This window comes from Pseudomonas sp. NFX1 (genome assembly GCF_051123555.1).
In the GTDB taxonomy this organism is placed as follows: domain Bacteria; phylum Pseudomonadota; class Gammaproteobacteria; order Pseudomonadales; family Pseudomonadaceae; genus Aquipseudomonas; species Aquipseudomonas capeferrum.
The window spans coordinates 5,780,502-5,794,342 of the sequence record NZ_CP169366.1 but is presented as its reverse complement, the minus strand read 5'-3'; the positions used below and the strand labels follow the sequence as shown (position 1 = coordinate 5,794,342).

The following is a 13,841-nucleotide window of genomic DNA, read 5'->3' as shown; positions in this document are numbered from 1 at the left end:
TTATCCTCAGTGAGCCAGCAGGAAGTCGAGCACTCGGCGGCTGAAGCGCTCGCCAATCTCGACGTTGGACAGGTGCGCAGCCGGGAAGTCGACATAGTCGGCGCCCTGGATGGCAGCCTGCATGAAGCGGCCATGCTCAGGGGTGGTCACCACGTCTTCGGTACCGGCGACGATCAAGGTCGGCACCTGGATGCGCTGCACGTGCTCGCGGTAGTCGGCGTCGCGCACCGCAGCGCAGTTGGCTGCATAGCCCTCAGGCGTGGTCTGCGCCAGCATCTGGCAGATACGCTGGGCCTGCTCGGGCTGCGTCTGGGCGAAGCCTGGGGTAAACCAGCGCGCAATGGAGGCATCGCGCAGCTCGACCATGGCCTGCTGGCCGCCCTTGAGCACGGTGTCGATGCGCGGGTTCCAGACCTCGTCACTGCCGATCTTGGCCGCGGTGTTGCACAGGGTAAGGCTGTGCAGGCGCTCGCCTGCGTTGATCCCCAGCCACTGGCCGATCAGGCCGCCCATCGACAGCCCGACGAAGTGCGCTTTCTGGATGTCCAGGCCATCGAGCAGGGCAAGCACATCGCGGCCCAATTGCTCGATGCTGTAAGGGCCTGCGGTGACCAGCGAGGCGCCATGGCCGCGGGTGTCATAACGCAACACGCGCAAGTGCTCGCTCCACAACGGAATCTGCGTGTCCCACATACCCAGGTCGGTACCCAGTGAGTTGGACAACACCAGCACCGGAGCATCCGCCGGGCCATCGATTTGATAGTTCAGTACGCCATCGGCCAGTTGCAAATGCGCCACAGCAGTCTCCTTCAGGCAGTGAAACGTTGATGTTCAGCCACGGCGCGCGCCACCCAGACGCGGGCCTGGCCGAGGTAATGGGCAGGGTCGAGCAAACGATCGAGTTCTTCCGCCGACAGTTCGGCGCTGACGTGCGGCTCGTCACCAAGCACCGCGCGCAGGTGGCGCTGCTCGGCGACGGCACGCTGGCAGCACTGCTCGAGCAGATGGTGGGCGCGGTCACGGCCCAGGCGCTGGGCCAGGACGATGCTGACGGCTTCGGCCAGCACCAGGCCCTGGGTCAGGTCGAGGTTGCGGCGCATGCGCTCGGCGTCCACCTGCATGCCTTCGGCGATCACCTGGGCCTGGTGCAGGGCGCCGGACACCAGGCAGCAGATATCCGGCAGGGTTTCCCATTCGGCATGCCACAGGCCGAGGCTGCGTTCATGTTCTTGAGGCATGGCGGCAAACAGCGTCGACAGCAGGCCAGGCACACGGGTGGCGGCACCGATCAGCACGGCGGCGCCCACCGGGTTGCGCTTGTGCGGCATCGTCGACGAGCCACCTTTGCCCGGCGCGGAAGGCTCGAACACCTCGCCCGCCTCGGTCTGCATCAGCAGGCTGATATCGCGGCCGAATTTGCCCAGGCTGCCGGCGATCAGGCCCAATACCGAGGCAAATTCCACCAGGCGGTCGCGCTGGGTGTGCCAAGGCTGCTCAGGCAAATTCAGCTTGAGCTGCTCGGCCAAGCCCTCGGCTACCGGCATGGCCTTGCTGCCCAATGCCGCCAGGCTGCCCGAAGCACCGCCGAATTGCAGGCACAGCAGGCGCGGGCGCAGTTCCTGCAGGCGTTGGCGATGGCGGGTCAACGCGCCCAGTACACCGGCCAGCTTCATGCCCAGGGTGACCGGTGTGGCATGCTGTAGCCAGGTGCGCCCCACCAGGGGCGTATCGGCATGCTGCAAGGCCTGGCGCGACAGGGTCTCGGCCAGTTGGCCCAGGTCCGCTTCGATCAGGTCGAGGGCATCGCGCAACTGCAGCACCAGCCCGGTGTCCATCGCGTCCTGGCTGGTGGCGCCCAGGTGCACATAGCGCTCGGCCTCGGGTACGCCGCTGGCGATCACCTTGCCCAGCGCCTTCACCAGTGGGATGGCCGAGTTGCCAGCGCTGGCGATGGCATCGGCCAGGGCGCGGGTGTCGTAGCGCTCGGCCTTGCAGGCGGCCTCGATGGCCGCCACCGCGCTGTGCGGCACCAGCCCGGCGGCCGCTTCGGCGCGGGCCAGGGCAGCTTCGAAATCGAGCATGCCCTGCAGGCGGCCACGGTCGGAGAAGATCTCGCGCATGGCCGGCGCGGTGAAGTAGGCATCGAACAGCTGGTTGTCCGCACGGTACGTCATTGCAGGTCCTTAATCGTCATGGTGCAGGTACGCGGCCTGCTTCGGCAGACGCAGGCTGAACAGGAAGGCTATCGCCATCATGCCCGTCACGTACCAGTAAAAGGTGTTTTCCATGCCCAGCGTCTTCAGGCCCAGCGCCACGTATTCGGCAGAACCCCCGAACATCGCGTTGGCCACTGCATAGGCCAGGCCGACACCCAGCGCGCGCACCTGCGGCGGGAACATCTCCGCTTTTACCAGGCCGCTGATCGAGGTGTAGAAACTGACGATACACAAGGCCAGGCTGATCAGCACGAAGGCCAGGAACGGGCTGGTCACGGTCTTCAGCGCCATCAGCAGGGGCACGGTGAACAGCGTACCCAAGGCGCCGAACAGCAGCATGGAATTACGCCGGCCAATACGGTCGGACAACATGCCGAAGAACGGCTGCAGGATCATGAACAGGAACAGCGCGCCGGTCATCACGTAGCTGGCGTTCTTGGCGTTCATGCCGGCCGTGTTGACCAGGTACTTCTGCATGTAGGTGGTGAAGGTGTAGAAAATCAGCGACCCGCCTGCGGTGTAACCCAGCACGGTGATGAACGCTGCGGTGTGGTTGCGGAACAGCCCGCTGATCGAACCGGCATCTTTGTCATTGCGGGTTTCGGCATTGCTGGTTTCGTGCAGCGAGCGGCGCAGCATCAGCGAGATCAGTGCGGCCACGGCGCCGACCACGAACGGAATACGCCAGCCCCAGGCACGCAGCTCGTCCTCTGTCAGCAGTTGCTGCAGGATCACCACCACCAGCACGGCCAGCAACTGGCCGCCGATCAAGGTCACGTACTGGAACGAGGCGAAGAAGCCGCGCTGGCCGCGCAACGCCACTTCGCTCATATAAGTGGCGGTGGTGCCGTACTCGCCACCCACCGAAAGGCCCTGGATCAGACGGGCGAGCAACAGCAGCGCGGGTGCCCAGGTACCAATGCTGGCGTAGGTGGGCAGGCAGGCGATCATCAAGGACCCGGCGCACATCATCAGCACCGAGATCATCAGCGAGTTCTTGCGGCCATGGCGGTCGGCCAGGCGGCCGAATATCCAGCCACCGATGGGGCGCATCAGGAAGCCCGCGGCGAACACGCCGGCGGTGTTGAGCAACTGTACGGTGGGGTCGTCGGAGGGGAAGAAGGCCGGGGCGAAGTAGATCGCGCAGAAGGCGTAGACGTAGAAGTCGAACCATTCCACCAGGTTGCCCGAAGAGGCACCGACGATAGCGAAGATGCGCTTGCTGCGCTCTTCGCCGGTGTAATAGGTTGAGGTCATGGTGGTTTTACTCCTGGAGGGTCCTAGGTAAGTCTAGACATACCTAGTAACACACTCGTTCCGCTCGCAGGCTGGCAATTGGCCTTGTGTCTTACAGTACCGGCCTCTTCGCGGGGTAAGTCGGATCGCCGCACCGCCGCTCCCACAGAGGATGCGTGGTCCACTGTGGGGGCGGCGGTGCGGCGATCCGACTTGCCCCACGAAGAGGCCGGTAGTGGTCAAACTCGCTCGATCGCCAGCGCCAGACCTTGGCCCACGCCCACGCACATGGTGGCCAGGCCTTTACGTCCGCCACTCTTCTCCAACTGATGCAGCGCCGTCAGCACCAACCGCGCACCGCTCATGCCCAGCGGGTGGCCCAGGGCAATCGCGCCGCCATTAGGGTTCACCTGCGGCGCATCGTCCGCCACACCGAGCTCGCGCAGCACCGCCAGGCCCTGGCTGGCAAACGCCTCGTTGAGCTCGATCACATCAAAATCAGCCACCGCCACGCCCAGGCGCTCGGTCAGCTTGCGCACCGCCGGTACCGGGCCGATGCCCATCACCCGTGGCGCCACACCAGCACTGGCCATGCCCAGTACCCGGGCACGTGGGGTCAGGCCATGTTTTTTCACCGCCTCGGCCGAGGCCAGGATCAACGCCGCCGCGCCATCGTTGACACCCGACGCGTTGCCAGCGGTGACCGTCTTGTCCGGGCCATTGACCGGTTTGAGCCTGGTCAAGGCTTCAAGGGTGGTTTCCGGGCGCAGGTGCTCATCGCGCTCGACCACGGTCTCGCCCTTCTTGTGGGCAATGCGCACCGGCACGATCTCTTCGGCAAAGAACCCAGCTGCCTGGGCCGCTGCGGCCTTCTGCTGACTGCGCACGGCAAAGGCATCCTGGTCAGCGCGGGAGACCTGATAATCGTCGGCAACGTTATCGGCGGTTTCCGGCATCGAGTCCACGCCGTACTGGCTTTTCATCAACGGGTTGATGAAGCGCCAGCCAATGGTGGTGTCCTCAAGCTTCATGTTGCGCGAGTAACCGCTCTCGGCCTTGCCCATGACGAAGGGGGCACGCGACATCGACTCGACACCACCGGCGATGGCCAGCTCCATTTCGCCACTGGCGATGGCGCGGAACGCCGTGCCGATGGCATCCATGCCCGATGCGCACAGGCGGTTGAGGGTCACGCCTGGGATGCTCTCGGGCAGGCCTGCCAACAGCAGCGCCATGCGCGCCACGTTGCGGTTGTCTTCACCGGCCTGGTTGGCGCAACCGAAGAACACTTCGTCGACCTGGTCCCACTGCACCGACGGGTTGCGCTCGATCAGCGCCTTCAGCGGCACAGCCGCCAGGTCATCGGCGCGCACGCCGGCCAGGGCGCCGCCGAAGCGGCCGATCGGGGTGCGGATGGCATCACAGATAAATACGTCACGCATCATTTTGGAGACTCCTGGTCAGGGTGCATCAGTGCGTTCAGATTAAGGAGGCTGGCAGGTCGGTGACAATCCGATAATCGACTATACGTGCGATTATCGAACCATTTGTCACCCTGACCCTCCATTTCCAGCGCTGCTCAGGTCGCGTCCGCGTGGCTGACCAGCCCTTTCACAATCACCCCCACCGTCGCCAATGCAGCCGGGACCAGCAATGCCGTCAGCACCTGCTCGAAGTTCCAGCCCAGGCCCAGCAGCGTCGCACCACTCCAGGCGCCGAGAATTGCGCCAAAGCGGCCGATGCCCAGCATCCACGAGACGCCCGTGGCACGCCCTTGGGTCGGGTAGAAGCGTGCTGCCAGCGACGGCATCGCCGACTGGGCGCCGTTGACGCACATGCCTGCGATCAGCACCAAGGTGGCGAGCAAGGTGATGTTGCCCAGGCTCTGCCCAACGGCGTAGGCGAATACCCCGGCCAGCAGGTAGAAAATGCCGATGACCTTGTGCGGGTTGAAGCGGTCCATGGCCCAGCCCACGCCCACCGCACTCAGCACGCCACCGAACTGGAACAACGCGCCGATGAAGGCCGCCTCTTCCATGCTGGCACCACTGTCACGCATCAGCGTTGGCAGCCAGCTGGTCAGCAGGTAGACAATCACCAAGCCCATGAAATAGGTCAGCCACAACAGCATGGTGCCCAGCCCGTAGGTACCGGAGAAGATCACCGCAAACACGCTGCGCGCAGCCACCGCCTTCTGCTCCGGCACGCTGAAGCTGGCCGCCTGGGCCACCACCTGCGGCGCAATCGGCGCCAGGGTCTTGCGCACCTTGTCCGTGCCGCGGTTACGCACCACCAGGAACCGCGCCGACTCCGGCAGCCAGACCATCAGCACCACCGCCAGCAGCAGCGGCAGCACGCCACCGATTACCAGCAGGCTGTGCCAGCCGTAGGCCGGGATCATCTTCGCGGAAATGAAGCCACCACCGGCCATGCCCAGGTTAAAACCACAGAACATGCTGGTCACCAGCAGCGACTTGAGGCGCTCGGGGGTGTACTCGGAAAGCAGCGTGGTGGCATTGGGCATGCCCGCGCCCAGCCCGAGCCCGGTCAAGAAGCGCAGGATCAGCAACTGGTCGACATTGGTCGCGTAGGCCGAGGCCAGGCTGAAGCCGCCGAACACCAGCACCGCGCCAACCAGCACGCCCTTGCGCCCGAAACGGTCGGCCAGCGGGCCGGAGCCCAGAGCACCAAACACCATGCCGATCAACGCGGCACTCATGACCGGGCCGAGGCTGGCGCGGTCGATACCCCACTCCTGCGACAAGGCCGGGGCGATGAAGCCCATGGCGGCGGTGTCCAGGCCATCGAGGAAGACAATCAGAAAACACAGCAACACCACCCGCCATTGATAGCGGGACAGCGGCTGATCGTTGATGAACGATTGAACGTCGAGGCAACTGCCGACGTTGGTGTGGGGTTGGTTCATTGTTGTTATCCAGAATTAGGGCACAGCCATGCCACTGCACTCAGGGCGCAAGTACAGGGTTGGGTAATAGGATGATGGCGGCCTGCTTCAGCCTGGATACAACAGTACCGCGTGCGGGTGCGGCCGCAGCAGCGATGGGACAGTAGTCATGGTGTGTGCCTCTCAAGTTTTTCTTGTTCGGTCGGCACAGCCGACCGTTGCGAGAGACATTAATCAGCTGACGGGGGGGACGCAATTCGCTGGGAGCGACATTGTGCGTTTATCGAACAGGAAACGGCGGGCGTGTTCGATAATGGGGCATGCAGGGCGCGCGCGCCCTGCGCGCGTCAACCAAACAACTGGTGGCAAAGATCCCGACTGGCCGCCAACAGGATCGGCAAGAAGCGCTGTTCCAACTCGCTACGCGTTACCCGCCCGACATGGGTACTGACATTCAATGCTGCCAGCACCTGCCCCGACGCGTCATAGATCGGCACGGCAATGGAGCGCAGCCCTTGTTCCAGCTCCTGGTCCACCACGCACCAGCCCTGGGCACGCACTTGCTGGATGCAGGCAAACAACGATTCGGCATCATTCAAGGTGCGGCTGGTGCGCGCCTTGAGATCAGCCCGGTCCAGATACTCGCGCAGGCTGGTGTCATCCATCGCCGCCAGCAGGATACGCCCCATCGACGTGCAATACGCCGGCAATCGCCCGCCTACCGACAGGTCGACCGAGATCAGCCGCTCCACGGTTGCCGAGCGGGCTATATAAAGGATGTCGTCGCCTTCGAGGGTGGCCATGTTGGCCGCCTCGTGCAGTTGGTCACTGATGCGGTCCAGGTACGGCTGGGCGGAAATCGCCAAGGGCGTCGACGAAAGGTACGCATGGCCCAATGTCAGCACCTTGGGCAACAGCGAATAGGTGCGCCCGTCGGTCGTCGCATACCCCAGCTTGATCAGCGTGTGCAGGCAGCGGCGTACCGCCGCACGAGGGATCTCGGTGCGGTGGCTGATCTGGGCGATGGTCAGGTGGCGCTTGCGCTCCTGGAACGCCTGAATCACCGCCAGCCCTCGGGCGAGCGAGGTCATGAAGTCCGGGTCGCCGGTAAACGCCTGAATACGCTTGGCCGGCGATGCCACGATCGGCGGCGCCAGTGCGGGGGCGGCAGGGCGTGCCGACTCTGGGTTGGCAGATTCGTTGGCCGGTGTTTCGTCGCTCATCGCTCACCTCAAAAAAATCGCTGGTTCGTGCGATTATCGAACGAACGGCCGATAATCGCAATTGACCGCTGACACTTTTGCTTATACCTTTCTCCTGCCACTTGTGGCTTCTTTGGAGAGACTGGTCAGGTACCCACCGTAGAAGTCCCAGGCAACGGCCTCGCCCTGTGCGAGGCCGTTTTTACTTCCCCTTCTCGCGTGTGCGTGGCAACGAACTTTTGCCCTTGCCGCCCTTCAAAGTTATACGCACGGCGTAAGACATTGCCGAATGAAACCGACAACTTCGACCGGCATTGTCAGGCCGCATAAATACCCCTGTTCGAAGAAGGGTCGGTTGCTATAATCAATTTGGTTGAATGCCCGATGCTGGGGTAATGGAACACACCGCTGTAATCAGCACTTCGCTTCAACCCATGTGTGTGTGTGTGCAGGCCCTGTATGGCATCCCCGCAGCTTTCCATGTGCCGTCCTTGTATGCACAGGGGCACGCTGTACAGCAAACAACAACAGTCTTAACTCAACTTACTCAGGTACTACTGTGACGAAAGATGAACTGCGCGCAGAGCTCGAGCGCCAGGCTGAACGTTACAAGGATGTTTACGGTGGTGAAGTCACCACGTACGCCGCTCAACCGGACCCAGAGCGCAAACCGTGGCGCAAGCGTGCCAGCGTGCGCGACCAGGCGTTCAACCAGGAACTGGAAAAAATGGAAAAGGACCTGCGCAGCGACAAGCCCTGAGCGCCAGGTTCACGCCATCCGCGTCGTCGCCCGGCAAGCCCGGGCGCGGTCGATCTTTACCCAGAGGTCGTAGATGAAATGGAATTACACAAATTTCATACGACCGTTTGAATGAATGCCACGTCATACGTTTTCCAGATATTTGCCGATTTTAGTGATATTTCTCGTTTTTTATCGGACAGTTCTTTGCCAGATAGCGCGGTATTGCGCTTGCTGGTCGCACCTGGATACCTGCCATCGGTCTGTCGCAGGTGCATCGATTGCCAAGGTTTTCTGGCATAATCGCGCCCCCCTATGACCGCCAGACAACCTTCATGATCGATTTATTCAGCGGACTGGATGCCTGGGTGTTGGTGAGCCTGCTGCTCGCCTTGACCTTCGTACTCGCCTTCGAGTTCATCAATGGCTTTCATGACACCGCCAACGCGGTAGCTACCGTCATCTATACCAAAGCCATGCCGCCGCACCTCGCCGTGTTCTTCTCCGGCGTGTTCAACTTCCTCGGCGTTCTGCTCGGTGGTGTCGGGGTGGCCTATGCCATCGTTCACCTGCTGCCGGTAGAGCTGCTGATCAATGTGAACACCGGACACGGCCTGGCCATGGTCTTCTCGCTGCTGGCTGCGGCCATCACCTGGAACCTGGGCACCTGGTACTTCGGTATCCCTGCGTCCAGCTCGCACACCCTGATCGGCTCGATCCTCGGTGTTGGCCTGGCCAATGCCCTGATCAACGACATCCCGCTGGGCGATGGCGTCAACTGGCAGAAGGCGATCGACATCGCCATGTCGCTGGTGGTCTCGCCAATGGCCGGCTTCGCCGTCGCGGCGCTGGTGCTGCTCGGCCTGAAATGGTGGCGCCCGCTGTCGAAGATGCACAAGACGCCCGAACAGCGTCGCAAGCTCGACGACAAGAAGCACCCTCCCTTCTGGAATCGCCTGGTACTGGTGATTTCGGCCATGGGCGTGAGCTTCGTGCACGGCTCCAACGATGGTCAGAAAGGTATCGGCCTGATCATGCTGGTGCTGATCGGTATCGTACCGGCCAAGTTCGTACTCGACCTGAACAGCACCACTTATCAGATCGAGCGCACCCGCGACGCCACCTTGCACATGAGCCAGTTCTACGAGCGCAACGCCGCCACCCTGGGTGAGTTCCTGGCACTGGGCAAGGCCAAGTCGACCGACCTGCCAGAGCAGTTCAGCTGCAACCCGCAGCAGACCGAGCCGACCATCGCCGCCCTGCAGGCTTCGCTCAAGGGCGTGACCGACTACCACACCCTGGAAGCCGACAAGCGCGTTGAAGTGCGCCGCTACCTGCTCTGCCTGGATGACACGGCGAAAAAGGTCGGCAAGCTGCCAGGCCTGGATGCCCGTGAAAAGGCCGACCTGGAGAAGCTGCGCAAAGACCTCACCGCCACCACCGAATACGCACCGTTCTGGGTGATCGTGGCCGTTGCCCTGGCCCTGGGCCTGGGCACTATGGTCGGCTGGAAGCGCGTGGTACTGACGGTTGGCGAGAAGATCGGCAAGCAGGGCATGACCTATGCCCAGGGCATGTCGGCGCAGATCACCGCAGCCTGCGCCATCGGCATGGCCAACGTGTTCAGCCTGCCGGTATCGACCACCCATGTGTTGTCATCTGGCGTCGCCGGCACCATGGTCGCCAACAAGAGCGGCCTGCAAGGCGGCACCGTGAAGACCATCCTGCTGGCCTGGGTATTGACCTTGCCAGCCTCGATGGGCTTGGCAGCTGGCCTGTTCTGGCTGGCGTCCAAGGCGATCGGCTGAGCGATACCGCTGTAGAAAAAGGCGCCTGTTCGGGCGCCTTTTTCATGTGCCTCACTAGCGCTTCTTGCCGCCCAGCAACGACCCCATCAACCCGCGCACCAACTGCCGCCCCAACTGATTGGCTGCTTGGCGCACCGCAGACTTGATCGCCTGCCCTGCCGCACTCTGCAAGAAGTCACCGGCCTTGTCGGCAAAGCTCTCCTCATCGGCCTGAGGCACGGGTGCAGGCTCCACAGGCTCTCCTTTGCGCTGGGTGAGCATTTCGTAGGCCGACTCACGGTCAACCGGCTTGTCATAGCGCCCAACCAGCGGCGACGAAGCAATCAATGCACTGCGCTCAGCGGCACTCAGTGGCCCGATGCGCGATTGCGGCGGTGCGATCAGCACCCGCTGCACCATTGCGGGCGTGCCCTTATCCTCCAGCGTACCCACCAAGGCCTCACCGATACCCAGCTCGGTCAGCACCGCCAGGCTGTCGAACGCGGGGTTGGGGCGAAAGCCATCGGCCACGGCCCGCAGCGACTTCTGCTCTTTGGCGGTGAATGCACGCAACCCATGCTGGATACGCAGGCCCAATTGGGCCAGTACCGCATCGGGCAGGTCGCCCGGCGACTGAGTGACAAAGTAGACGCCCACGCCCTTGGAGCGAATCAGCCTGACCACCTGCTCCAGGCGGTCCTGCAACGCCTTGGGCGTGCCATTGAACAACAAGTGCGCTTCATCGAAGAACAGCGCCAATACCGGCTTGTCGGCATCGCCGCGCTCGGGCAACTGTTCGAACAACTCCGCCAACAGCCACAGCAGGAAGGTGGCATACACCTTCGGTGCCTCATGCACCAGCCGGCTGGCATCGAGCAAGTGGATACGCCCACGGCCGTCGCTGCCAGGGCGCAACAAGTCTTCGAGCTGCAACGCAGGCTCACCGAACAGCGCCTCGGCGCCTTGCTGTTCCAGGGTCGCCAGGCGACGCAGCAAGGCCTGGGTGGACGCGCTGGTCATCAACGCGCTGTCTTCACCCAGCATCTGCGGGTTGTCCTTCAGGTGCGCAAGCAGCGCCTTGAGGTCCTTGAGGTCGAGCAACAGCAAGCCTTCTCGGTCCGCCACCTTGAACGCTGCATACAAGGCCGCCTGCTGGCTGTCGGTCAGCTCCAGCAGGTTGCCCAGCAGCAGCGGCCCCATTTCGCTGAGGGTGGTGCGCAACGGGTGGCCGGACTGCCCGGCGATATCCCACAGGCTCACCGGGTAGGCCTGCGGTGCATGCCCCAACCACGGCATGCCCGCAATGCGCTCGGCCACCTTGCCCTGCGGCGCGCCCGCCGCGCCCAGGCCACACAGGTCGCCTTTGACGTCGGCCGCGAACACCGCCACGCCGGCATCACTGAACACTTCAGCAAGGTGCTGCAAGGTGACGGTCTTGCCGGTGCCGGTGGCCCCAGCGACCAGGCCGTGGCGGTTGGCGAGGCGCATGGCTTGATGGACAGGCTGGCCATCAAGGCCCGCTCCTACAACAATTTGCGAAGGATCTGACATCTTCTTTCATCCTCTTCTCAAGCTTTGCCGCGTATCGGCCGATACCTCGGGGTGATATTCGCCTAGAACACAGTAACAACCCAACTAGGACTTCCCGGGATGTTGCACTGTCTTGCAGATGTATTCGTGCGAACGCCCGATAAAACCTTAGCGGAACCGATTACACCATGAACAAAAGCCTTCGTTTCAGCCACAAGATTCTCGTGGCCGCGTCACTGATCGTGATGCTCGCCTTCAGCCTCTTCACCCTCTACAACGATTATCTCCAGCGTAATGCGATCAGGGAGGACCTGGAGAACTATCTGGCTGAAATGGGCGAGTCCACTTCGACCAATATTCGCAACCTGTTCGAAGGCCGTATCAAGCTGGTAGAGAACCTGGCACAGAACATTGCCCAGGCCCCCAACGACGCCGAAACCCTGATGGGGCAGAATGCCCTGATCACCAGCTTTCTCACGGTGTACCTGGGCAAGGTCGACGGAGGCTTCAGCGTGCGCCCGGACGCGAAGATGCCCGACGGCTACGACCCACGTACTCGCCCCTGGTACAAGGACGGCATGAACGCCTCCGGTGCGACCCTGACCGAGCCGTACATCGACATGACCACCAACAAGATGGTCATTGGCATCCTCAGCAAAGTGTCCAACAGCGTGGGCGTGGTCGGTGGCGACCTGGCCCTCGACGGCCTGGTCGAGATCATCAACTCGCTGAACTTTGGCGGCATGGGCTACGCGTTCCTGGTCAACGACCAAGGCAAGATCCTGGTTCACCCGGACAAGGACCTGGTGATGAAATCGCTGTCGGACCTGTTCCCGCAGCACACACCGACGCTGTCCGGTGAGCTGACCGAAGTCCAGGCCCAGGGCCAGACCCGCCTGCTGACCTTCACCCCGATCAAAGGCCTGCCGTCGGCCAACTGGTACATCGGCCTGTCGGTGGACAAGGACAAAGCCTTCTCCATGCTCAGCACCTTCCGCACCTCGGCGGTGATCGCCACGCTGGTTGCGGTGGTCATCATCATCGGCCTGCTCGGCCTGCTGATTCGCGTGCTGATGCAGCCGCTGCTGACCATGACCCGTGCCATGGAAGACATCGCCGAAGGCGAAGGTGACTTGACCAAACGCCTGCGCATCCACAACCACGACGAGTTCGGCATCCTGGGCACCGCTTTCAACCGCTTCGTCGAGCGCATCCACGGCTCTATCCGCGAAGTGTCCTCGGCCACCGAGCAAGTCAATGAAGTGGCCCTGCGCGTGATCAGCGCCTCGAACTCGTCGATGACCAACTCCGACGAGCAATCCAACCGCACCAACAGCGTCGCCGCCGCCATCAACGAACTGGGCGCCGCCGCCCAGGAAATCGCCGGCAACGCCGCCCAGGCCTCGCAACATGCCAGCTCCGCCCGCTTGTTGGCCGAGGAAGGCCAGCAAGTGGTGGAACGCAACATTGCGGCGATGAACCGGCTGTCCGACCTGATCGTCACCTCCAGCGCGCACATCGAGACGCTCAACAGCAAGACCGTCAACATCGGCCAGATTCTCGAAGTCATCACCAGCATCTCCCAGCAGACCAACCTGCTGGCCTTGAACGCGGCGATCGAAGCCGCCCGCGCCGGTGAAGCCGGGCGTGGCTTTGCCGTGGTTGCCGACGAAGTGCGAAACCTCGCGCACCGCACTCAGGAGTCGGCGCAGCAGGTGCAAACCATGATCGAAGAGCTGCAGGTGGGTGCCCGCGAGTCGGTCGACACCATGGGCCAGAGCCAGCGTCACAGCCAGGATAGCGTGCAGATCGCCAACCAGGCCGGCGAGCGCCTGGACAGCGTGACCGTGCGCATCGGCGAGATCGACGGCATGAACCAGTCGGTGGCCACCGCCACCGAAGAACAGACCGCCGTGGTCGAGGCGATCAACATGGACATCAACGAGATCAACATGCTCAACCAGGAGGGCGTGGAGAACCTGCAGGCCACCCTGCGCGCCTGCTCGGACCTGGAGCAACAGGCTTCGCGCCTGAAACACCTGGTTGGCAGCTTCCGCATCTGACCCGCCTGCTTCACGAGTGAACCCGCTCCCACAGCAACCTGATGGGAGCGGGTTCACCCCCCGCCAACCTCGATCGAACAAACTATCCTTCTGAAAGGTCAACCTTTAGGCGTGTCATCGCCGGCCCATTACAGCCGGATGACAGACCCGAAGACGATCCCGG

Annotated in this window: 10 protein-coding genes and 1 pseudogene; 4 read left to right on the top strand and 7 right to left on the bottom strand. The window is 62.9% G+C overall.

Features of this window, described 5'->3' with window-relative positions:
- Positions 1 to 6: 6 nt before the first annotated feature.
- The 6 genes from pcaD to pcaR all read right to left on the bottom strand — a co-directional run bounded on the left by pcaD (position 7) and on the right by pcaR (position 7,580).
- Positions 7 to 798, bottom strand: coding sequence for a 3-oxoadipate enol-lactonase (gene pcaD, locus DJ563_RS26120; RefSeq protein ID WP_274099302.1), 792 nt, complete (start codon positions 796 to 798; stop codon positions 7 to 9).
- Between the two features lie 11 nt (positions 799 to 809).
- Positions 810 to 2,174, bottom strand: coding sequence for a 3-carboxy-cis,cis-muconate cycloisomerase (locus DJ563_RS26115; RefSeq protein ID WP_274099301.1), 1,365 nt, complete (start codon positions 2,172 to 2,174; stop codon positions 810 to 812).
- Between the two features lie 9 nt (positions 2,175 to 2,183).
- Positions 2,184 to 3,473 carry an MFS family transporter gene (locus DJ563_RS26110; protein WP_033702762.1) on the bottom strand — a complete coding sequence of 430 codons (1,290 nt, stop codon included), beginning with the start codon at positions 3,471 to 3,473 and terminating at the stop codon, positions 2,184 to 2,186.
- Positions 3,474 to 3,691: 218 nt separating this feature from the next.
- On the bottom strand, positions 3,692 to 4,897 hold the full coding sequence (pcaF, locus tag DJ563_RS26105) for a 3-oxoadipyl-CoA thiolase (RefSeq protein WP_274100687.1): 1,206 nt from the start codon (positions 4,895 to 4,897) through the stop codon (positions 3,692 to 3,694).
- A gap of 134 nt (positions 4,898 to 5,031) precedes the next feature.
- Entirely contained in the window at positions 5,032 to 6,378 is a 1,347-nt protein-coding gene (locus DJ563_RS26100) for an MFS transporter (protein ID WP_274100688.1), read from the bottom strand.
- A gap of 326 nt (positions 6,379 to 6,704) precedes the next feature.
- Entirely contained in the window at positions 6,705 to 7,580 is an 876-nt protein-coding gene (gene pcaR, locus DJ563_RS26095) for a pca regulon transcriptional regulator PcaR (RefSeq protein ID WP_050506164.1), read from the bottom strand.
- A 538-nt stretch (positions 7,581 to 8,118) separates the two neighbouring features.
- On the opposite strand from pcaR, the gene DJ563_RS26090 reads away from it, so the two are divergent.
- Positions 8,119 to 8,319: a hypothetical protein gene (locus tag DJ563_RS26090; protein ID WP_033702765.1), complete on the top strand. Its 201-nt coding sequence runs from the start codon at positions 8,119 to 8,121 to the stop codon at positions 8,317 to 8,319.
- A 314-nt stretch (positions 8,320 to 8,633) separates the two neighbouring features.
- Entirely contained in the window at positions 8,634 to 10,106 is a 1,473-nt protein-coding gene (locus DJ563_RS26085; RefSeq protein ID WP_033702766.1) for an inorganic phosphate transporter, read from the top strand.
- Positions 10,107 to 10,160: 54 nt separating this feature from the next.
- Here the strand turns inward: DJ563_RS26085 and DJ563_RS26080 are convergent, their stop codons facing one another.
- Positions 10,161 to 11,636, bottom strand: coding sequence for a helicase HerA-like domain-containing protein (locus DJ563_RS26080; RefSeq protein WP_274099604.1), 1,476 nt, complete (start codon positions 11,634 to 11,636; stop codon positions 10,161 to 10,163).
- A 167-nt stretch (positions 11,637 to 11,803) separates the two neighbouring features.
- Here DJ563_RS26080 and DJ563_RS26075 point away from each other — a divergent pair.
- Both DJ563_RS26075 and DJ563_RS26070 read left to right on the top strand, forming a co-directional pair.
- Positions 11,804 to 12,820 (top strand): annotated as a pseudogene (locus DJ563_RS26075) (HAMP domain-containing protein); the annotation flags it as partial.
- A 93-nt stretch (positions 12,821 to 12,913) separates the two neighbouring features.
- Positions 12,914 to 13,678: a methyl-accepting chemotaxis protein gene (locus DJ563_RS26070; protein ID WP_371097681.1), complete on the top strand. Its 765-nt coding sequence runs from the start codon at positions 12,914 to 12,916 to the stop codon at positions 13,676 to 13,678.
- The last annotated feature ends 163 nt before the right edge of the window (positions 13,679 to 13,841 follow it).

What these genes read in the sequence shown, in the direction of transcription:
- DJ563_RS26070 (WP_371097681.1), top strand. Translation starts at nt 12,914, where the DNA reads ATGACCAACTCCGACGAGCAATCCAACCGCACCAACAGCGTCGCCGCC.
- DJ563_RS26100 (WP_274100688.1), bottom strand. Translation starts at nt 6,378, where the DNA reads ATGAACCAACCCCACACCAACGTCGGCAGTTGCCTCGACGTTCAATCG.
- pcaR (WP_050506164.1), bottom strand. Translation starts at nt 7,580, where the DNA reads ATGAGCGACGAAACACCGGCCAACGAATCTGCCAACCCAGAGTCGGCA.
- DJ563_RS26115 (WP_274099301.1), bottom strand. Translation starts at nt 2,174, where the DNA reads ATGACGTACCGTGCGGACAACCAGCTGTTCGATGCCTACTTCACCGCG.
- DJ563_RS26110 (WP_033702762.1), bottom strand. Translation starts at nt 3,473, where the DNA reads ATGACCTCAACCTATTACACCGGCGAAGAGCGCAGCAAGCGCATCTTC.
- pcaF (WP_274100687.1), bottom strand. Translation starts at nt 4,897, where the DNA reads ATGATGCGTGACGTATTTATCTGTGATGCCATCCGCACCCCGATCGGC.
- DJ563_RS26085 (WP_033702766.1), top strand. Translation starts at nt 8,634, where the DNA reads ATGATCGATTTATTCAGCGGACTGGATGCCTGGGTGTTGGTGAGCCTG.
- DJ563_RS26080 (WP_274099604.1), bottom strand. Translation starts at nt 11,636, where the DNA reads ATGTCAGATCCTTCGCAAATTGTTGTAGGAGCGGGCCTTGATGGCCAG.